This is a genomic window from Leptolyngbya sp. AS-A5 (assembly GCF_039962495.1).
Classification (GTDB): domain Bacteria; phylum Cyanobacteriota; class Cyanobacteriia; order Leptolyngbyales; family Leptolyngbyaceae; genus Leptolyngbya.
Genome location: NZ_JAMPLL010000002.1, coordinates 166303 through 186566 on the forward strand (window position 1 = coordinate 166303; position 20264 = coordinate 186566).

The window sequence follows — 20264 nt, forward strand, 5'->3', positions numbered from 1 at the left end:
AAATGCAAGTGAGTGACATTCAGTGGTCTGAGACCGAAAAAGAAATCTCTCGCTCGGCTTTCGATCGAGCTTATCAGCGAGAAATTGATACTCTGATTCAAACGGTGACTGCGAAAGCGAAAACCATTGCAGACGTAAGTGATGTTTGGCAACTGCACGATTTTTTGAGCGCAAAACGCCATGAAATCGATGGCAAGTATGATGAGCGATACTCCGGTTTGATCTTTGTGTTTGCGCGGTTGGTGCGAGAGCAGTGGTTATCGATCGACGAACTTGAAGGACTAGAAGCAGAGAAACTTGCCAAAATCTCAGCCTTAGTCAAAATGTTGTGATTCAACTAACCCGCAAACTGTTTGCCAGCGTCGATGCTGCACCCAAAACGCGATCGCCCCCCGCATTCGTCGCCGCAATCAACACGAGCAAAATACTCTCATTCGCTTGCCGCGCTAAAATCACACCGCCGACGGGTTGCGTGTTTCCGGCGATCGTTAAGTTCCCCGTCCAATCGATCTGCACTCCACCAGAAATCGATCGCACCTGTCCGGTTTGAAAATTTTCGCCTTGTCGAAACGCATTCTGAGCGGCGGTGACAAGCGCCTCGTTCGGCACAACACCGCCCACAATGCCAAGCTGTGATTGCGGTTGAGCCAGCACCGTGTAGGCTAAATTGCCGTCTGGCGCTTCAATCAGTACCGTTCCCGCTAGGGGACTCACTTTGTAATCTTTGAGAATGGCAACGATAAACCGATTGTTCGGGTCTTTGTAATCGCCGCTTACCGGAAGAGTGGGAGCGCTCGGAGCCGCAGGTAAAGACAGCGGAGCAGTCGGCACGATCGGGACAACAGGTGGCGTCGCGATTGGAGAGGCAGTTGGCGAGGGCGAGGGAGACGGAGAAGCGGTCGGAATCGGTGGACGATTTGCAGGCAAAGAGGGATCGACCGGAATCGGGGCAACCGGAACTCCGACCGCTCCAGTCGGACTGGGTGCGGGAGTCTGAGCCATGCTCGAAATCGCGCTAAATACAAAAACTGCGATCGCGAAACACCCAATTAGCCAGCGTCGTTTCATTGTTCTACCCCCTTAAAACCGACGGATTACCAAAGTAAAAGACTCCTGCCACACATCCGATCATTAAAGTGGCTAGGGTTGCTGCCCAAAGCGCCTTCCAGCCCAAACTTGCAAGATCCTTACGGCGCGATGGAATCAAGCTGGAAAAGCCACCGACAAAGATTCCGACCGAGGGCAAGTGAGCGAATCCTGCTAGACAGTAGCTAATGATCAGTAGCGCCCGATCGCTCAGTGCTCCCTGACTGGCTAATACGCCTAATTGCTGATAAGACGGGATTTCCGTTTCCAATAATCGCCGTCCAATTAAAACCGATGCCTGCCAAATCTCGTTCCAGTTTGCAGAAACGCCTGTGAGAAACGTGAGTGGTACAAACAGCGCACCGACAATATTTTGCAGCGTCACGATTTGGAAAATCAAACCAATGCGTCTGATTGCCGGATTATTGCTCACTGCAAGCCCAGCCAAATTCGAGAAAAACAGATTCACGAGCGCAACCAATCCGAGAATCGCGATCAACAAAGCCGCGATCGAAATTGCCAATTTCACGCCATCCATTGCGCCCACGATAATGCTTTCCATTGCCCCGGCTGGACGCTCTTGAGCGAAGCGGGCAGGCTCGCCTGTGCCAGAGGCAGCGTTCTCCGCATCTTCTTCTGGCAAAGCGCCTAAAGTCTTCGGAACTTCTGTCTCAGGAACCAGTAATTTAGAAATCACGAAACAGGCAGGAATTGCCATTAGTGATGCTGAGACTAAGTGTCCTGTGATGTTTGGGAATACTGGACGTAACAAACCTGCATATAGAGCGAGAACGGTAGAGGCAATGCTACCGTAACAGGCTGTAAGAATCGCACAAAGCTCGCTACGAGTCATGCTAGCGAGATAAGGTCGAATCACTAATGCAGATTCGATTCCCACAAAAATATTCGTCGCACCGCTTAATGCTTCTGCACCACTGAGATTCATCGATCGCCGAAAGATCTTGGCAAAGAATTTAACAATTGGTTGAATCACGCCCAAGTAATACAGCAGTGACATCAGTGCAGAAAAGAAAATTACCGAAGGCAATGCCCGAAAGGCAAACGTATAGCCTAAATTCAGACTTTCAGGACTGAGACGATCGCCCGCAACCGGAACATAAGCCGGAGTCACTGCCCGCGCAATCCAGCGTCCCGCTAAAATTGGTCCTGGCGTTGTGTTTGGATCTGGAACCAGCAGCGATCCAAATAAAAATCTTGCGCCCGCTTCGGTGGCATCTAAAACCGCATTAATACTGTTACTAATCACGCTAATTACAAAGCGCGTTATCGGAAACGTAAATACCAGCAACCCAATTAGCAGTTGCAGCGCAATTCCCCAGAGAATCACCTTCCACTGAATCACACGACGATTTTCAGAACCGAGCCATGCAATGCCGCACAGCACAAAGATTCCAGCAAAAGATAAGAAATTTAACCAAGACATTATTGATATCGACCTAGCTGATCATTGAATCGAATTTTAAGTAAATCCAGAAGCATTTTAATCGAGTCCTGGATCAAATTAACTTTTGACAGTTTTTTCTGATGCTTGTCGGAGACTTTTGCCGGAATTTCTCCGATCGAATATCCCCAATTTTCGGCTAAATAAATTAGCTCCACATCAAACGAAAATCCGGTTAATGTTTGACAAAAGAATAGTTTCTTTGCAACCGATTTCCGAAAGCCTTTTAGTCCCGCCTGCATATCACTGTATTGCAGATCAAGAATCCTACGCGACAGGAAGTTAAAGATTTTGCCCGCAATTTTGCGGTTGAGTTTCACATCTTTCTCATTGCCCCGTGCGAGGCTGCGATTGCCGATCGCAACATCATAAGTTTGTAGTTTCTCAACTAAGCGATCCAAATGTGCTAAAGAATACGCCAGATCACTGTCTAGAAAACAAATCAAATCGCCATCGGCATACTCGACACCGCGCCGAATGGCGTAACCTTTTCCCGCATTCGGGTAGTAAGAAAGCAACTGAATCTGCCGCGTTTTTGCAAGATGAATTCCCGCCGTAATAATTTCCTTGGTGCGATCGCTTGACCCGTCATTCACGAAAATAAACGTAAAGTTCGGATGGGTTTCTAGGTAGCGCAGAATTGCTTCAAAGGTGTGACGGATACAAGCTTGCTCGTTATAAACCGGGAGAATAATCGAAACTTGCCCGATCGCATTCAAGCGGGTGGAAGTCGGTTTTTGCCAGGTTTGAGCTTGGCTGGCTGTCGCTTGGGAACGGGGCTGGCGTTGGCTCTTGAGTTGCACCCAACTCTCGATCGAGTTCCAAGGTTTCTTCATTCGATTTTCCCTAATCGTCACGCCATACACCGAGAAAGCAAACTTCAATTACCATACAGGATTCAGAGCAGGCGGACGAGTGCCAAACTCCTAAAAAAACTTAATCTTTCGAGAAGCGTAAAGACACATTCGGAATAGAATTAGCCCTTCTCGAACGTGAGCAATATTTGATTCTCCGTAGCTTCGAGGCTGATAGCGCACAGGCACATCGACAAGATGTAGCCCTAATTTTGTAGCACCAAATAAAAGATCGAAGTCACCAAACGGATCAAAATCGCCAAAATAGCTTCTGCCTGCAGCAATCTTCTCGTAATCACTGCGCCGCAATACTTTTGTTCCGCACAGCGTATCTTTGATCGATTGCCCCAACAGAAACGAAAACATCAAGCTGAAAAATTTATTTGCCCAGTTATTCAACCAGGGCATCGCTTTGCCCGATCGCGGATACACTAGGCGCGACCCATTGACAAACTCCCCGCGATCGCTAGCAATCACTTCGTAAAAATGCGGCAGATCTTCAGGTTGCACCGTCAAATCCGCATCCAGAATCATTAAAATATCGCCCGTCGCCTTGGCAAATCCCAACCGCACCGCATCCGCTTTCCCCTTTCCGGTCTGCTGAAACGCCTTGATCGTAAAGCGGGGATGTTCTTCCTGCACCACGCGCTGAATCTCGTCCCAGGTGCCATCCCGCGAATGCCCCTCGACAAAAATCACCTCGGTCTGACTGCCCAACTGCGGCAACCGCTCGATCGCGCCTCGAATATTCCCCGCTTCATTGCGAGCAGGCACAATCACCGAGCAAGAATACGCTTCTGAATCTGGCGCAAACTGCGGTTTTGCCACAATGTAATGGGTCAAACAAAAGTGATTCAAAATCGGCAAATGTGCCAGCACTCGATTACAAAACGGTGCGATCAGGGGAATCGGTTTCGGACACAAGAAACGACGACTCGATCGCAGCGGCAAATACCCAGTAATCTGAAGCAAATTTGATACATCGGTCATCGAGAGCCAGCTTTGCGGCGGCTGCGGGCGGCGCTGACCGATTTTTTCGGCAAAGTGCAATAGAGGCTGCCACAAAAAATTATGAAACGTCAGAATCAAGCGAGTGCGACGGTGGCAAAATGGCTGCAAATTTGCCAAGACTTGCTGCACATCACTCAAATGTCCTAATACGCCTGAAAGCACGATGAAATCAAACTGCATTTCCGGCAACTCTTCGGGCATTAGCGTCTCAGCGTCTAAACAGTAAAACTGCAACTGTGGATGCTTTTGTGAATACTTTACCTGAGCAATTTCTACCATCGATCGAGAAAAATCAATTCCGATTCCCACGGCTGGATCGAGCGCAGCAAGCAAGCTTCCTGTTCCACAGCCAATTTCTAAAACACGGCTACCCCGTGGAATCAGAAACTGGTGTAAACGATCGAGATCTTGATAGTAATAGCGGTTGCGTTGATTCCAGGAATCGAGATCAGCAGCAATGCGATCGAAATACGATCTCACCTGCGTTTTGAACGCATTTTTCGCGCTCGATTCTGACGATTTCATAACAGAATAAGTCATCCGCATTCCTTCATTGATCACAGCTTTGATGGTGCATATTGATAATTTCAGTCGATCTATTCTCTCATATTGATTAATAAAGTCTTAACGGATGCTTCAATCCGTACAATTCGCCGTATTGTAATCATTAGTTGTTTTCGTTCTCCGGGATAAGTGCGATCGTTGCACTAGCTTTGTCGCTGCCGTTCCCATCCGTATCCGTTATCCGAATTCCGTTGCATCGGTCTTTTTGGACTGCAACGGTGTAAAGAAGTTTTTGCTACCAGAGTCACAGAAATATGGTGCATAAAAATTATTCCTCCACAGTTGGTCTGACGCTGCTGTTAACCACAGCGACGGTTGTAGATGTCCAGTGGGTTCGAGCGCAGTCGCCTGCATTTCAACTTCCGGCTTCTGTTGCCCAAGGAACCAACGTTCGCGTCGATGGCTCTAGCAGCATGGCAGCCGTCAACACGGTTCTGAAGCAGCGCTTTGAACAGCAATTCCCTGGAACAAAAGTCAGTCTTGCTGCCAACGGCGCATCCACTGGCATTCAATCGGTGCTCAACGGCAAAACCGATATTGCCGCGATCGCCCGTCCCCTCACCGAAGCCGAAAAAGCTCAGGGCTTAAAATCCGTTCCGATGGGACGCGACAAAATTGCAATCATTGTCGGCGCAAATAACCCGTTCGCAAAAAGCTTAACGATTAACCAGTTTGCGAGAATCTTCCGTGGCGAAGTCAAGAACTGGTCACAAGTCGGCGGACAGAACACCCCGATTAAGCTCGTTGATCGTCCTGATGGCAGCGACACGCGCCAAGCATTCAAAGAGTATCCCGCCTTTAAGCAAGGGAAATTTACAACTGGCACAACCGCGCTCAAACTCAAACAAGACACGATTCAAGCCGTCGCTGCCAACTTGGGTAATAACGGCATCAGCTACGCGACCGCGAACCAGCTCAAAAACCGACCTGGCGTGAGAGCGATCGCAATGGACGGCGTAAAACCAACCGATGCGCGCTACCCCTTTTCTCAATCGCTCTACTATGTCTACAAAGATGGCGCGAATCCAGCCGTTCAAGCGTTTCTGGGATTGGCGACCAGTGCTCCTGGACAAACGGCGATCGCGAAAGCTGGAGTTGCAGAGAAGAACCCTGGCGAAAAGTCTGCCACGACCGGAGCGGCTTCTTCAGGCAGTCGGGAAGGCGACGGCAATCCTCTCGCTTTCCTCTTTCCTCGCGAAAATACCGCCGGAACTACTCCTGAGACTGGACTACCGCACTGGCTCTGGTGGCTGCTCCCGATTGGCTCAGGAGCCGCCCTGCTCTGGATGTTGGCGAGAGGTCGTCGCCCTCGCCCTGCCGCAACCCGCGATCGCTTGAGTCCGCCCGATCAAGCGCGTAACGAAACTGGCTCCTTTACTCCGCCTCCTTATTCAAGCGACCCGGACGCACCCTCTGTGAACGGCGCACCCTATGTTGAAGGCGGCTTTGATCCGCTGCACAACGCCAACGGCATGTCAGCGCCTTCGTTGGGAGAAGCACCCTCCAGGCAGCCGAGCAATTTTGATTTCGCTCCAAAGGATACAACCGATCGTGCCTTTGGCAACTTGAGCGCAGATTCACTGGCGCTGGGCGCGGGAGCAGCCACCTGGGCGGCGTTCAGCAACCGCCCCAACCAGAGCCGCGTGGTACTCAAGTCGCGTAGTTCTCAAGAAGTCGAAGCCTTTTGGGACATCCCCAACGATGAACGACAAGCGGCGCGGCAGCAGGGCGGCGAAAAATTAGCCCTGCGGCTCTACGATGTCACGAATATCGATTTGTCTCACCAATCCGCGCACAGCGTTCAGCAGATTGACTGTGACGAACTTACCCAGCGTCAACGCTTGCCGATCGGACTGAGCGATCGCGATTATCTCGTCGAAATTGGCTATCTCACGGGCTACAATCAGTGGCTTAGCCTCGCGAGATCGACCCATGTGCGCGTTCCCGCTGCTAATCCTGGCTCGGTCAGAAGCACCACTGTAACTAGCAGTGATGCCATTGCTCCAGATGCCGTAGACTCAGCGAAAGCCGTGTTGTCAGACGATCGCGATATTGAAAATACAGCGGTCAAGTCTGCAACGACTGAATTCCCAACTGAAGCACCGCAACCCTCCACCGAGTCCCCAAGCTGGTTGCAACAGATGACCGATCGAGTCACGGACACCGCCAGCAACGTGACTCAAGCAGGCGGAGCCGCCGCCACTGGAGCAGGAACTGCCGCTTGGTCTTTCATTTCTGGTCGGCATCAGGCAGACGCGCCACGGACAGCAGCGCCTCCCCCAGAAACCGCATCATTCACAACCGACACTACCCCTGAGAGCAACCTCAGCGATTCGTTTGTCACAGGTGAGACGATCGCACCTGCGGTGCAGCCAGAAAAGAATGAAGGTCGGCTGATTCTCACGCCGCGCAATTCTCGCTGGGCTTATGCGACTTGGGATTTACCCCGATCGCTGCGCTCCCGCATTAATCTCACGGGCAGCGAGAACCTGGTGTTACGGCTGTATGATGTTACCGAGAGCGGCGCGAGTCTGCCTGAGCGCTACGAGCAGCTTGACATCGACGACATGGCGCTGAGTTGCGATGTGCCGATTCCGATGAGCGATCGCACCTACGTTGCCGAAGTCGGCTATGTCGATGTGAATCAACAATGGACTCGACTGGCACGATCGACTCCAGCCCACGTCTCAGCTAACTAGAGTCATAAAAAAAAGCGGTGAGGGTTATGCCCCACCGCTTTTTTAGTATCGCAATCCTATCGCGCCCAGTAAATCACTTTCTTCTCCAGCAAAACAAAGAAGCAGTAAAGCAATACCCCCATTAACGCCAAAATTAGTAGCGCTGCAAATGCAAGTGGGACATTGAAATCTGCGGTGGCTTGAACAATCAAAAATCCTAAGCCCGCATTAGAAGCCACAGATTCAGAAATCACCGTACCGATAAACGCGAACGATGCCGCAATTTTCAGCGATGCAAAGATGTACGGCAAAGTGTGGGGCCATCCCACCTTCTGGAAGGTTTCGACCTGAGTTGCGCCCAATGCCCGTAAAACATCTTTCATCTCCGGTTCAACCGTATCCAAGCCTAAAGCGACGTTGACCGCGATCGGGAAAAACGCCAGCAAAAACGCCGTTAACGTTGCTGGTATTTCATTCGCCCCGAACCAAATCGCTAATAAAGGAACTAACGCTGCTTTCGGAATCGTGTTGAATGCAACCAGAAGCGGGTATAGAGTGAGATAAGCTACTTTTGAGTAGCCGATGATAAATCCTAAAACGACTCCCACTCCGACCGCAATCACAAATCCCAGCATGGTCGTCCAAAGTGTCCGCGTTGCGTTTGCAAGCAACTGAGGCGCAAAGTTGATCAGCGCATTCAAAATATTGGTGGGTGCAGGTAGGTTAAACGGCGGGATTTTAAAGATAATCACCGCCAACTCCCAAACCACAAACAGTAGAATGGTTGCCACAAAGGGAAGTACAAAGCCAGCGGACTTTGACTTAAAGAATTTTTCCATAATGAATACTAGCTGTGGTGAATGTGCTTACGAATGTTGGCGAAGTAGTGATTAAACTCGTCGCTCAGTTCCATCTCCAGCGTTCTCGGACGCGGAAGATTAATCTTGACTTGGTAAATAATTGAACTGGGACGCGGCCCCATGACGTAAACCGTATCCGACAGAAAAATGGCTTCACGTAGATCGTGCGTGATCAAAATGCCGACGCACTTCACCCGCATCCAAAGGCTTTGCAGCATTCCCCACATTTCCTCACGGGTAAACGCATCCAGCGCTCCAAACGGTTCATCTAGCAGCAGAATCTCTGGACTGTGAATCAACGATCGACACAGCGATGCCCGCTGTCGCATTCCTCCAGACAACTGCCACGGATACTGCTTCTGAAAATCTTGCAGCCGCACGGTTGAGAGGAGATCCTGCGCCATGCGAATATATTCTGCTTTGCGCTGGCGAAAGTTCTTTTTATACGGCTCAGCAATCTCTAAGGGCAGCATCACATTGTCGATCGTATTGCGCCACGGCAGCATCACTGGATTCTGAAACGCAATCCCAGTATTCCGCAGTGGTTTTTTGATCGGCGTTCCCCGATAGCGAATTTCGCCGATCGGAGCCGGACTCAGCCCCGACACCATCCGCAAAATCGAGGTCTTACCGCAACCGCTCGGCCCCACAAACGACACAAACTCGCCTGGGTGAATCGATAGGTTCACTGCCTGAATAATCCGGCGCATTGAGCCTTCAAACGGATACTCTAACCCTACGTTGTCAAACTCTAACAGCGGCTGTCCATCGGCTGAATCAGAGCTGATCGATCGAGAATCGGTGCGGGGCTGAACCATAGCTGTAAGAAAGTGTAAGGTGGATAAAAGCAAAAGGCTAAGCACAAGGCTCAGCCTACCGGACGGTTTAGGTTAGTGGTTTGCGATCGGTCGGGACGGTTCGCTGTTCCTTCGGCGGTAAGAACTTATCGGTAAAGATATCGGCAACCGCAGGCGTTGTCTTCAGCCCGAATCCTTCAGCCGTCTGTTTCAGCGTTTTTTCAAGTCGTGCGGGGTCGGCAGCTCCTAAGCCGTTCTGCTCCACTTCAGGACTTAACAACATCCGATCGAGCGCAACCTGCAAGCGCACTCTCTCAGCTTCGCGATCCATCAGCTTCGAGTCATCGGATGCCATCACTGCGTCAAGTGCTGCGCTCGGATCTCTTAACGTATCTTGAAGCCCACGCATATATGCTCTGACAAATGCCTTGATCGTGTCAGGATTTTGCTCGACAAAGCTTGCTTTTGCCAGAATGGTGTTGCCGTAGAATTCAAGCCCGTTGTCGTTGTAGTAGAACACATTAATATCGTCTAGCTTCTTACCCCCTTTGAGCAATCCAGGCAGAGCCGAGGTTGCAAATCCGCTAATCGCATCGACTTGCCCTTGCAGCAAAAAGCTTTCTCGCAGTCTTGGCTCCATTGTTGTCCACTCTACCGAGTTCGGATCAATTCCGACTTGCTTGGCAAACACTGGGAACAACTTGCGGGGGCCATCGCCTGCGGGCGCACCAAGTTTCTTGGCTGTGAGGTCTTTGGGAGAAGCAATGCCTTTATCTTTGAGCGCCAAGATTGCAAATGGTGCTCGATTCTGCGTCACTGCAACTGCCACTATCTTGTCATTTGGGTTCTTCTCATTAAACTCCAGCGCGTTATACATATCGCTGAAGGACAAATCAAATTTTCCAGTGCCCAGTTTGCTAATGGTGTCGGCGTTGCCGAATCCGCGCTCATAGGTAACATTCAAGCCCTCTTTAGCAAAGTATCCATTTTTCATCGCCAAAATCAGCGGCGCATCTAAGCTTTGTTTCAAGAATGAAAGTTGCACTCGGACGTTTTTTAGGTCTTGAGTATTTGCCACAGGACTCGATGCCGAGCCGCCAGCGGCAGTTGTGGTTGGTGTTTGTTGAGAACATCCGCCAAACAAAACCACTGCGGCGGCAATGAGTGACAAACTGGATAGTTGCTTTGATACTTTCTTCACAGTGTTTCTCCAAGAGCAGCGATCGTCGATAGGTTCGCGATCAACAAAAGAGGGGCATTGAGTTTGAAAAGCAACGCTTCAGCCGACCGCTCCAAGTCAATATCAAAACGGTGGATGCAGCGCCAAAGTACAATATGGGGCAGTAGCTCAACCCCTTGATGTAACGCTGTATACAGAATACAGCACTTCTTTGCAGGGTGTTATTTCGATACGATGTACCATGCTTCTTGTCTTTCAAGACACCTGCTTAAACTTTTCTTAAGAGCAGGAAAACTCCGGTTTCAAAACTCTTATGCAAAGACTATTTGCTGCATCAAGCTGCATCGATACTTTGATGCAATCCTTTCAGCGACTTCCTACACGGAGATTTACAGAATTTACTCTCAACGCTGTAAAGGTATAGCAGATGACAGAAGGTTAGATCAACCTCGCAGTATCTGTAGATGTGTTTGTATACGGCATACTGCCCAGTGTGAAGAGGAGTGAGTGAACCCTATGCGTAAGCGGCTTTTGTTAGCCTCTGCTGCTGCATTGGCGGCAAATTTCGGGCTGGTGTCTATTGCGGTGGCTGAACCTGCGATCGAGGAGAAAGCAGAGCAGGATGAACTCAGCAGCTTGAAGGTCAAAGAAAATTTAAAATCTGCTGAGCCCTCTGCAAATGTGGAAAGCCCCAGCATCGAGTCAATTTCTACTCAGTTAAACTTATCCCCCAGTCAGCCCGCCAGTGGAATGCAGCGCGTAGGAACCGTCGCGGAACTGAGTGCACCGGAGCCGAAGCGCGTTACTCCTAATATGGGTCAAGTGACTTCCGTTTCGCAGCTATCGGATGTGCAACCAACCGACTGGGCATTTCAAGCATTGCAATCTCTAGTTGAGCGCTATGGGTGTATCGCTGGGTATCCAGACCGAACCTTTCGCGGCAATCGAGCCACCACTCGCTACGAATTTGCCGCCGGATTGAATGCGTGTCTCAGTCGAATCAACGAGCTGATCGCCGCTTCGACCGCTGGCCTGGTAAAGAAAGAAGACCTCAACACACTGCAAAAGCTGCAAGAACAATTTGCCACAGAGTTGGCAACCCTGCGCGGACGAGTGGATGCCCTAGAAGCCAGAGCCACAACCCTCGAACGGCAGCAATTCTCAACCACCACAAAGCTAACCGGAAACGTCTTTTTTAACTTAACTGGGGCTTTTCCCACAGGCGATATCACCGCAGAGCGTAACCCCGCGACTCCTGGAAATGCGATCTCGCCTCCGGTTCGTCAAGGTGGAGCGCGAATTCCCTCAAGAGTGCTGCGTGGGCAGCCGAATATTACCTTCAGCTACTATGCGTTTTTGAACTTCAACACCTCGTTCACAGGACGAGATCAGTTAGTCACACAACTCGTCTCTGGAAACGGCAACTCTCCAGCAAACCAACTTGTCTCTGCCGGTTTTTTTAACTCCTGGGGAACTCCATTTCTCGATCAGACCGGAGTGCTGACCACCGGATCGGTTGCAGTGCGTGAACTCTTCTACTCGTTTCCAGTCAGTAACAGCGTTCGCATTGCTTTCGGGCCGCGCTTGAATTTTTATCGCTACTTTGATCAAAACCGCTTTACCTTTTTTCTCACCGGTGCAGGCAGCTTTAACTCAAATGGCAGTACCCTCTCGAACGCAGTCGATCGAGGTTCCGGTGCCGTTGTAATTTGGAATATTACGCCTCAACTCCGCTTCACCACCGCATATCTTGGAGAAAACACCGAGTTTCTTAACCCCGCCGCCGGATTCAATACCTCAAGCGATCCAGCGCGAGGACTGTTCCGCGCCACAAACACGATTAGCGCAGAACTCGCCTACTCGCCCACACCAAGCTTCAACTTCCGATTCTTGTATACTCGATCGAACCTCAATCCCACCGCTGCTGGATTTATCGGGGGTTCGCCGGGCGAACCTGTGCCTTACGGCTATGTGGATGATGGATTTGGTGGAGCCTTGCAAGAGTCGGCATCAGATGCGTTTATTGCCAATTTTGACTGGTCGATCACACCCAGATTTGGCGTGTTTGGGCGCTACTCCTACGGGCGTACCGATGTGAATCCGGTCAACCCAGTCAGAGCAGGTGGAGATGTGCGAGTGCAATCCTTCCAGGTGGGTTTAGGATTTCCTGACTTGGGTAAAAAAGGTGCCTTGGGTGTCATTTCCTTCGTAATGCCATACGACTATATCGGCGGACGTGAGTTTCTGCTTTCTGGTGGCGGCGATGGGGGAACGCAGTATGACTTAGAACTGTCTTATTTCTATCCCCTCAGTCCGAACGTCGCGATCGTGCCTTCGTTCTACACCATTTTCAACGCCAATAACTTTAACAGCAATCCCACTGTGTTTATTGGCAATATTCGGACGCAGTTTACCTTCTAGTGTTGCTGTCATTTCGGCAGTTTCCCCTTCTGATTTCCTAGATCACCAGGAGGGGTTTTCCTGCGAGTTCTTTCTCTGGGCAGTATGCGAGCGAAGCAGTGCTTCGTACACTAATGTGATTTTTTATGATCGAGCTAACGCGCAAACGCTCTTTTATTAATTTGCGTCTATTAAGCGACACAGTATTTTGTCAGTCGCGGCGCTGATCTAACAATGGCGCAAAATCAGGTGATCGATGCGCTCGCAAATCGGATTCGTCAGCAGGCTTACATTCAGGCATTCAACGATTGTTTTTACTTGATTGGCTTTGCATTGCTAGTGAGCGGCATCGCAATTTTATTCTTCAAGAAGACCAGAACAGCGGGTATCTCTGCCAGACATTAATGTAATTTTGCTCAAATGTATTTTTCACTAGAATTGAATTTTTTAAAGAAGCCGAAATATCAGCCGCATTCACAAATCACTGTGTAACATTCACAAATCAAATTCAAGATTAATCGCATAATTCTTATCTCTACCTTTAGGTAGATGCAAGTTAAGTTTTCCTCTATATTTCGGATTGTTTCGTTTAACGGGAGTAAGTTTATTGCGGCGCTTGGGAAACCTATATAGAGAAAGCTTTGGGTATATGGTAAGACCCTGAATATGGGGAAGTTAGGTATGTTAGTTGATGATTCTTCAACCGATTCTCCTAGCGGTTTGCTTGGCATTCGCAGCCGAATGCACTTTAGTGGACGGTTAGATGTTTTTGGTAGTGGGCAACAGTGGAGTCTATACCTCTATATGGGGCGATTAATCTGGGCAACGGGTGGGCCACATCCTCACCGTCGCTGGCATCGCTATCTCACCCAGCATTGTCCCCACCTCAGTCCTAGTGCGATCTCGCTTCCCTCCACCACAGATACGCTCTGTCAGGACTATCAAGCTTTGAATATCCTGGCAAAATGCCAGCAAATCAATCCAGAGCAAGCGGTTGCGCTGATCCGCAGCACCGTCAAAGAAATCCTATTCGACATCATTCAGCAGGAAGAAACCCGACCCGTCACCTTCAAAACCGATGCTCAAGACATGCCAGAAGCATCGTTGGCACTGCTCAACGCTGAACATCTTCTCAATGAAGTGCAGCAACAATGGAATGCTTGGCGATCTCTGGGATTTGCAGATCATTCTCCCAACCTTGCACCTGTTCTGCGCCATCCGGAGCAACTGCAAGAACATACTCCAGAAAAGCTCTATAAAATGCTCATCTCGCTCATCGATGGTCGGCGGACTCTGCGGGATCTGGCAATGTTGACCAAGCAAGACTTGTTGCAATTCATGCGCGTGCTTGTGCCCCTGTACCGCAAAGGACTAGTTGCCCTGATCCAAATTCCCGATCTGGCGCTTCCGGGAACAGCCCAACCGAGTACACCAACTTCTGGCCCTATCCAATCCAATCCCTCTAGCAACAGCGCACCCCAAAAAAGCCAACCCCAGCGGATTATCTCCTCACCGCCGATCACAGGCTCAAACCGCGCCCCGCTAATCGCCTGCATCGACGACAGCAAGCGAGAATGCCAGCTCATGGAGCGCATTCTTACGGAGGCAGGCTATCAGTTTGTCGGCATCCAAGACTCGATTCAAGCATTGCCCGTCCTGCTGGAGAAAAAACCTGGCTTAATTTTTCTGGATTTGGTCATGCCGATTGCCAACGGATACGAGATTTGCGCTCAAGTTCGTCGGGTTTCTGCCTTTAAAGATATCCCGATTGTTATTTTGACGGGCAGTGACGGAATCATAGATCGAGTCCGGGCAAAGTTTGTCGGGGCATCAGGATTTTTAGCCAAGCCAGTTGATGCCGAGCGGGTGTTAACCGTGGCGCGAAAAGCCCTGCCGATTGATAGTTAACGATGCGGAGAAGCGAATGAAAACGGTACTGCTAGTTGAAGATAGTGTGACTGAGATGCAGCTTTTGACGGTTTACCTGCAAAGGGCGGGACTGACCGTAGTGAGCGCTCAAAGCGGTGAAGAAGCCCAAACAAAACTGACGGCTCAAACTCCTGATTTAATTGTGCTAGATGTGATCTTGCCTGGACAAAGCGGGTTTGAACTCTGCCGCGAACTCAAGTCCGACCCTAAAACGAAGCAAATTCCTGTTGTGATTTGTTCAACCAAAGATACTGAAGTCGATATGATTTGGGGCAACCTGCTCGGCGCAAATGCCTATCTTCCCAAACCCGTTAATCCCGCTACACTGCTCAGCACGATTCGCGATCTCAAGGTAATTTAACGGAGGCGCACAGTATGGTTGGTATGGCTGCTCCTTGGGAATGGGCACCATTGCGTGTCCCACAGCCTGCTTCGATCGCCAGCCTGGAATCGTTGCTGAATCCACCTGTCGAGATCAAACCGCTTGAGAAATTTCTGCGGTTTCACCTGAACCAATCTCACTCGATGCTGCTACCGCTAGAAGACATCATTGCCGTACAGGCCATTTCAATTCTGGATGTCTTGCCTGTACCGCAAATGAGCGCTTGTGTGTTGGGATTGTCAAACTGGCGCGGCGAAGCGCTTTGGCTTGTCGATCTGCTTTACCAGCTTGGATTCGACGAGATCTTACAGCCCGCACAATCCCTGACTATCTTGAACGCGATCATCGTGCAGTTCCAAGGCAAATGGCTCGGTTTAACGGTTCAAGCGATCGGTGAAATTGAAGAACATGATCCAGAGAAACTGGTGCATCCCTCTCCGGATCTGTTTGCTCAGCCCCTCGCTGCTTTTATCAAGGGATATTTTGGGCATGACCATAGCATTGTCTTAAGCACTGCTGCCATTTTGCAAGATCCAGCTTTACATTCACAGGCTTCAATCTAATTTTTCTACCCCTAGCCTCCGGAGTCTTTCTATGTCTGCATCGCATCGTTCTGAACCTACCCTGGATTTGTCTTCCATGTTTTCCGCAGAACCCACCCTCGAAGAATTTACAGCTTTCCTCTCAGAGACTCCCGTTGAGGTGAATGGGATGAGCGGTAGAAATGCTGCGATCGAGCCTGCACCAATGCCCGAATCCGTCGCTACCTACACAAACGGCAATGGCGCAAGTCAAACCAACTCAGAGGAGACAGGACGCGATTTCCAACAAGTTGTAACGGCGCTGACGGGATTGAAATCGGAACTCAAGCGGACAGGACTCCTTGAGAAACCTAACATTCAAAATTTATTTCGCCAGGTTGCAGAATTTGCGGCGGTTCAGCCCAAGCAGCAGGGCGGGGTAAGAGAACTGCGCAATCACCGCAAGCAGCTTACGACGATCGCGGCTCAGATGCGCCTGATCACTGACATGGACGCTTTAATGAAGGTCTTTGTCAAAGTTGCCCGCGAAACCCTGCAAGCCGATCGTGCCCTAATCTATCGGTTCAACACTCAAGACACAGGATCGATCATTGCCGAATCGGTAGTGCGAGGATGGACACCCGCGCTAGGAGCAACCCCTTCACTGACTTGTTTTTGTTTTGATCAGCCCGAAGACTATGTGATGCATCAAGTGGTCGTTGTTGAAGATGTCAATCGTGTCGATTTGATGCCGTACCAACATCAACTGCTCGAACAACTGCAAGTCAAAGCAAGTCTAAGCTTACCGATTCGGGTGTCGGGTCAAGCTTGGGGTTTACTGATTCTGCAACAATGTTCCCGCTCCAGAGTGTGGCAAGAAGTTGAGATTAACCTCCTGCACCAGCTTTGTTTGGAACTCACGATCAATCTACAGCAGTCAGAGTTTTCCTCAAAACTGACGCAGCAAAATGAAGCGGAAAAAGCGGTCTTCAAAGTAATTGATCGCATTCGTCGATCGCTTGATCTCGACACTGTATTTCGGACGACCACCCAAGAAATCCGTCAGCTTCTCAAAGTCGATCGCGTCAGCATTTATCGCTTTGAACCGGACTGGAGCGGTGAATTTGTGGCAGAATCGACTGCTCCGGGTTGGACTTCGCTGCTCCAAGAACAAATCGATAGTCCCATCCTCAAACAGAACATCAGTGAATGTAGCGCTAAGCAGCTAGGCAATAGTTCAGCCCGCACTACCGATACCTATCTCCAGCAAACGCAGGGCGGCAAGTTGTCGAATCCCACTGCTTTTCGAGCCGTAAGCGATATCTATGAGGCGGGCTTCTCACCTTGCTACATTGAGATGCTAGAACGATATCAAGCAAGAGCTTATGTGATTGTCCCCATCTTGCAGAATCAGAAGCTTTGGGGCTTGTTGGCGGCGTATCAGAATTCGGCTTCTCGCGATTGGCAAGATGCAGAAATTTCGCTGATGTCCCGGTTGGGATTACAGTTAGGCGTGGCGATTCAACAAGCACAAAATCTTCAACAGCTACGATCGCAGACCGACCAACTTGCAAAAGTATCTGAGCGTGAACGCGCTGCGGCACGAGTGATTGATAAGATTCGTACATCGCTCGATCTCAATACAATCTTTAAAACTGCAACTCAAGAAGTTCGACAGTTTCTCAACACCGATCGCGTCTGTGTGTATCGGTTCAGCCCGGATTGGAGTGGTGAATTTGTTGCAGAATCGGTTGTACCAGGCTGGATTTCACTGATGGAAGAGCAGCTTGAGAACGCCGTCTTCAAAGAAAACGCCAGCGACTGTGATATCAAAACAATAGGTAGAGCAAAATCGATCGACACCTATTTACAACAAACTCAAGGGGGTGCATACGCAAAAGGCACAAACTTTAGAGCCGTTTCGGATATCTACAAAGCTGGATTTTCGCCGTGTTATCTCGGTGTGCTAGAACGCTACCAAGCAAAAGCCTACATCATTGTTCCGATCATGCAAGGAGAAAAGCTGTGGGGCTTGCTAGCAGCCTATCAAAATTCAGGAGTCCGGCACTGGGATGATTCTGAAGTTAGCTTGATGATTCAGATTGGAACTCAGCTAGGGGTGGCGATTCAGCAAGCAGAATATTTAAAGCAGGTTGAAGCTCAAACGGAACAACTGAAAAAAGCAGCAGCACGGGAACGCAACTTCATTCGTGTGATCGACCAAGTGAATAAGTCGGTGCTGGAGCGGATTCGCCAATCGAGCGACATTGAGACAATCTTTGGACAGACCACTCAGCAGATTCGACAATTTTTGCAAACCGATCGCATCGCAATTTATCGCTTTAATGAGGACTGGGGCGGTGTATTTGTCTCAGAATCGATTACACCAGGCTGGTCGCGGTTAGTTGGGGCTGATTTTCAAACAACTTGGGATGACACGCATTTGCAGGAGACTCAGGGCGGACGATACCGCAACAATGAAAGCATTGCAGTCGATGATATCTATAAAGCGGGGCACTTGCCGTGTCACACCGAGAAGCTGGAACAATTTCAAGTTAAGGCGTACATGATTGTGCCCATTTTTGCAGGGCAGAAGCTTTGGGGACTAATGGGGGCGTATCAGAACAACGCTCCACGTCATTGGGAAGAGTCAGAGATTAATTTGCTGGCTCAACTTGGGGCACAGCTAGGGGTCGCAATTCAGCAGTCTGAGTATCTCTCGCAGATTCAACGGCAAGCTGAACGGGAAAAAATTCTGTCAAAGATCAGCGATCGCATTCGCCAGCCGATCGATTTGGAGCATCAGTCTTCGGATGTCAATTCAATTTTTCAGGCGATCACTCAGGATATTCGGCAATTTATTAAAGTCGATCGAGCCGCTCTCTATCGCTTTAATCCAGACTGGAGCGGTGATTTTGTCTATGAATCGGTGTCCGCAGGATGGAGCAAGCTGGTTGGCAGCGAGATTGGAACGAACGTGCAAGATACTCATCTGCGCGACACTAAAGGCGGGCGATACCGCAACCGGGAGAGCTTAGCGATCGATGATATTTACAATGCAGGTCACGATCCTTGCCACGTTGAGCTTTTAGAGAAGTTTGAGGCGCGGGCATATGTCCTGGTTCCCGTTTTTAGCAAGCAAGAACTCTGGGGAATTCTAGCGGTTTACCAGAATAACGGCCCTCGTCAATGGGAAGACGCAGATGTCGCCTTACTCAATCAGATTGCTGGGCAGCTTGGCGTGGTACTAGAGCAAGTTAACTCCCTCGAAAGGCTGAGAATCCAGTCTGAACAACTCGCCGAAGCAGCACAGCGCGAGAAAATGGCAAAAGAACAACTGCAAACCCAAGTCATTCAACTTCTGACCGCAGTTAGACCTGTGTTCTCTGGGGATTTAACGGTTCGGGTTCCAGTCGTTGAGAACGAAGTGGGAACGATCGCCGACGCTTACAACAACACCATTCAAAGCTTACGCAAAATCGTGACTCAGGTGCAGACTTCTGCAACTCAGGTGACAAACACCTCTCATAGCAGCAGCACTGCGATCGCAAAGCTGACTGAACAAGCCGAGGAACAGCTACAGGAAGTGACACGCGCGCTCGATCAGCTTCAAGCGATGGTGAGTTCAACGCAAGCAGTCGCGGCAAATGCTCGACAGGTTGAAACGGCGCTCCAGCAAGCCAACCAAACTGTGCGATCGGGCGATGCAGCGATGAACCGCACGGTTGATAGCATTCTGGCGATTCGAGAGACGGTAGCGGAAACGAGCAAGAAAATTAAGCGCCTGAGTGAATCCTCGCAGAAGATCTCGAAAGTGGTGAGTTTGATTAGCAATTTCACGACGCAAACGCAGTTACTCGCATTGAACGCTTCGATCGAGGCAACCCGCGCAGGTGAGTACGGGCGAGGTTTTACGGTGGTGGCAGATGAAGTGCGATCGCTGGCGCGACAATCGGCTGAGGCAACCCGCGAAATCGAAAAACTATCGCAGGAGATTCAGTCTGAAACAAGCGCGGTCGCGACTGCGATGGACACAGGAATTCAGCAAGTCGTCAACGGAACTGGACTCGTTAATGAGACTCGCCAACAGTTAAACGAGATCATCAATGCTACAGCACAGATTAGTCAATTGGTCTATGCAATTACCGAGGCAACGCAAGCGCAAACTCAACAATCAAAATTAGTAACGCAGGCGATGACAGATGTGGCAGATTTAGCGAATAAGAATTCTGAACAGTCGAACCAAATCTCGACCTCGTTCCAGGAGTTACTAAACACAGCTCAGCAGCTCCAAGTCAGCGTGACACAGTTCAAGGTGAGTTAGGGAGTGGGGGATAGAGTGCAGATGCCACACTCTATCCCTTTAACGCTAGTTCGACGAATTTTTCGTTTCGTTGATGCTCAGTCGTGACCCCTAAATTCCCCATTCTGGGGGACTCTGCAGGTCGGAGAACTCCCCCAGATTTGGAAATGGCTTTGCTCTAAGTCCCCCATGAATGGGAGATTTAGGGGGCGACCCGCAGATTCAAACGCAGCCAAA

The 20264-nt window shown here is 49.9% G+C and carries 15 protein-coding genes; 8 read left to right on the top strand and 7 right to left on the bottom strand.

The window, feature by feature from the left end; all coding sequences use genetic code 11:
• The first annotated feature begins 2 nt into the window (after window positions 1-2).
• Window positions 3-332: a hypothetical protein gene (locus tag NC980_RS03215; RefSeq protein ID WP_190379689.1), complete on the top strand. Its 330-nt coding sequence runs from the start codon at window positions 3-5 to the stop codon at window positions 330-332.
• A gap of 1 nt (window position 333) precedes the next feature.
• Here the strand turns inward: NC980_RS03215 and NC980_RS03220 are convergent, their stop codons facing one another.
• From NC980_RS03220 to NC980_RS03235, 4 genes are all read right to left on the bottom strand, one after another.
• A complete protein-coding gene (locus tag NC980_RS03220; protein WP_190379690.1) occupies window positions 334-1068 on the bottom strand; it encodes a hypothetical protein in 735 nt (244 codons plus the stop codon).
• Window positions 1069-1072: 4 nt separating this feature from the next.
• Window positions 1073-2530 (bottom strand): nucleoside transporter C-terminal domain-containing protein, encoded by a 1458-nt coding sequence (locus NC980_RS03225; RefSeq protein ID WP_190379691.1) that lies wholly within the window; start codon window positions 2528-2530, stop codon window positions 1073-1075.
• A complete protein-coding gene (locus NC980_RS03230) occupies window positions 2530-3384 on the bottom strand; it encodes a glycosyltransferase (RefSeq protein WP_190379692.1) in 855 nt (284 codons plus the stop codon). The genes NC980_RS03225 and NC980_RS03230 overlap by 1 nt, the downstream gene beginning before the upstream one ends.
• Before the next feature lie 90 nt (window positions 3385-3474).
• Window positions 3475-4953, bottom strand: coding sequence for a bifunctional class I SAM-dependent methyltransferase/glycosyltransferase family 2 protein (locus NC980_RS03235; protein WP_242027235.1), 1479 nt, complete (start codon window positions 4951-4953; stop codon window positions 3475-3477).
• A gap of 278 nt (window positions 4954-5231) precedes the next feature.
• Here NC980_RS03235 and NC980_RS03240 point away from each other — a divergent pair, with 278 nt between their 5' ends.
• The gene (locus tag NC980_RS03240; RefSeq protein WP_190379693.1) at window positions 5232-7676 is read left to right on the top strand and encodes a DUF4912 domain-containing protein; all 2445 of its coding nucleotides are present in this window, start codon (window positions 5232-5234) and stop codon (window positions 7674-7676) included.
• A 56-nt stretch (window positions 7677-7732) separates the two neighbouring features.
• On the opposite strand, the gene NC980_RS03245 is transcribed toward NC980_RS03240, so the two are convergent.
• From NC980_RS03245 to NC980_RS03255, 3 genes are all read right to left on the bottom strand, one after another.
• Window positions 7733-8494: an ABC transporter permease gene (locus NC980_RS03245; RefSeq protein ID WP_190379694.1), complete on the bottom strand. Its 762-nt coding sequence runs from the start codon at window positions 8492-8494 to the stop codon at window positions 7733-7735.
• 8 nt (window positions 8495-8502) lie between these two features.
• Window positions 8503-9333, bottom strand: coding sequence for an ABC transporter ATP-binding protein (locus NC980_RS03250; RefSeq protein WP_190379695.1), 831 nt, complete (start codon window positions 9331-9333; stop codon window positions 8503-8505).
• A 67-nt stretch (window positions 9334-9400) separates the two neighbouring features.
• Window positions 9401-10513, bottom strand: coding sequence for an ABC transporter substrate-binding protein (locus tag NC980_RS03255; RefSeq protein WP_190379696.1), 1113 nt, complete (start codon window positions 10511-10513; stop codon window positions 9401-9403).
• 495 nt (window positions 10514-11008) lie between these two features.
• Between NC980_RS03255 and NC980_RS03260 the strand changes: the two genes are divergently transcribed.
• The 6 genes from NC980_RS03260 (at window position 11009) to NC980_RS03285 (ending at window position 20048) form a co-directional block, all read left to right on the top strand.
• Window positions 11009-12913, top strand: a complete 1905-nt coding sequence (locus tag NC980_RS03260) for an iron uptake porin (RefSeq protein ID WP_242027236.1) — start codon at window positions 11009-11011, stop codon at window positions 12911-12913.
• A 213-nt stretch (window positions 12914-13126) separates the two neighbouring features.
• Window positions 13127-13297, top strand: coding sequence for a hypothetical protein (locus NC980_RS03265; RefSeq protein WP_190379697.1), 171 nt, complete (start codon window positions 13127-13129; stop codon window positions 13295-13297).
• A gap of 276 nt (window positions 13298-13573) precedes the next feature.
• Window positions 13574-14800, top strand: a complete 1227-nt coding sequence (locus NC980_RS03270) for a response regulator (protein ID WP_190379698.1) — start codon at window positions 13574-13576, stop codon at window positions 14798-14800.
• 16 nt (window positions 14801-14816) lie between these two features.
• A complete protein-coding gene (locus tag NC980_RS03275; RefSeq protein ID WP_190379699.1) occupies window positions 14817-15182 on the top strand; it encodes a response regulator in 366 nt (121 codons plus the stop codon).
• Between the two features lie 14 nt (window positions 15183-15196).
• Window positions 15197-15766, top strand: a complete 570-nt coding sequence (locus NC980_RS03280; protein ID WP_190379700.1) for a chemotaxis protein CheW — start codon at window positions 15197-15199, stop codon at window positions 15764-15766.
• 31 nt (window positions 15767-15797) lie between these two features.
• The gene (locus tag NC980_RS03285; RefSeq protein ID WP_242027237.1) at window positions 15798-20048 is read left to right on the top strand and encodes a GAF domain-containing protein; all 4251 of its coding nucleotides are present in this window, start codon (window positions 15798-15800) and stop codon (window positions 20046-20048) included.
• Window positions 20049-20264: the final 216 nt, after the last annotated feature.

Bases quoted from the DNA above. Each gene is read 5' to 3' on its own strand.
- NC980_RS03215 (WP_190379689.1), top strand. From the start codon at position 3: ATGCAAGTGAGTGACATTCAGTGGTCTGAGACCGAAAAAGAAATCTCT.
- NC980_RS03275 (WP_190379699.1), top strand. From the start codon at position 14,817: ATGAAAACGGTACTGCTAGTTGAAGATAGTGTGACTGAGATGCAGCTT.
- NC980_RS03260 (WP_242027236.1), top strand. From the start codon at position 11,009: ATGCGTAAGCGGCTTTTGTTAGCCTCTGCTGCTGCATTGGCGGCAAAT.
- NC980_RS03245 (WP_190379694.1), bottom strand. From the start codon at position 8,494: ATGGAAAAATTCTTTAAGTCAAAGTCCGCTGGCTTTGTACTTCCCTTT.
- NC980_RS03265 (WP_190379697.1), top strand. From the start codon at position 13,127: ATGGCGCAAAATCAGGTGATCGATGCGCTCGCAAATCGGATTCGTCAG.
- NC980_RS03220 (WP_190379690.1), bottom strand. From the start codon at position 1,068: ATGAAACGACGCTGGCTAATTGGGTGTTTCGCGATCGCAGTTTTTGTA.
- NC980_RS03285 (WP_242027237.1), top strand. From the start codon at position 15,798: ATGTCTGCATCGCATCGTTCTGAACCTACCCTGGATTTGTCTTCCATG.
- NC980_RS03270 (WP_190379698.1), top strand. From the start codon at position 13,574: ATGTTAGTTGATGATTCTTCAACCGATTCTCCTAGCGGTTTGCTTGGC.
- NC980_RS03230 (WP_190379692.1), bottom strand. From the start codon at position 3,384: ATGAAGAAACCTTGGAACTCGATCGAGAGTTGGGTGCAACTCAAGAGC.
- NC980_RS03225 (WP_190379691.1), bottom strand. From the start codon at position 2,530: ATGTCTTGGTTAAATTTCTTATCTTTTGCTGGAATCTTTGTGCTGTGC.
- NC980_RS03250 (WP_190379695.1), bottom strand. From the start codon at position 9,333: ATGGTTCAGCCCCGCACCGATTCTCGATCGATCAGCTCTGATTCAGCC.
- NC980_RS03240 (WP_190379693.1), top strand. From the start codon at position 5,232: ATGGTGCATAAAAATTATTCCTCCACAGTTGGTCTGACGCTGCTGTTA.
- NC980_RS03235 (WP_242027235.1), bottom strand. From the start codon at position 4,953: ATGACTTATTCTGTTATGAAATCGTCAGAATCGAGCGCGAAAAATGCG.
- NC980_RS03280 (WP_190379700.1), top strand. From the start codon at position 15,197: ATGGTTGGTATGGCTGCTCCTTGGGAATGGGCACCATTGCGTGTCCCA.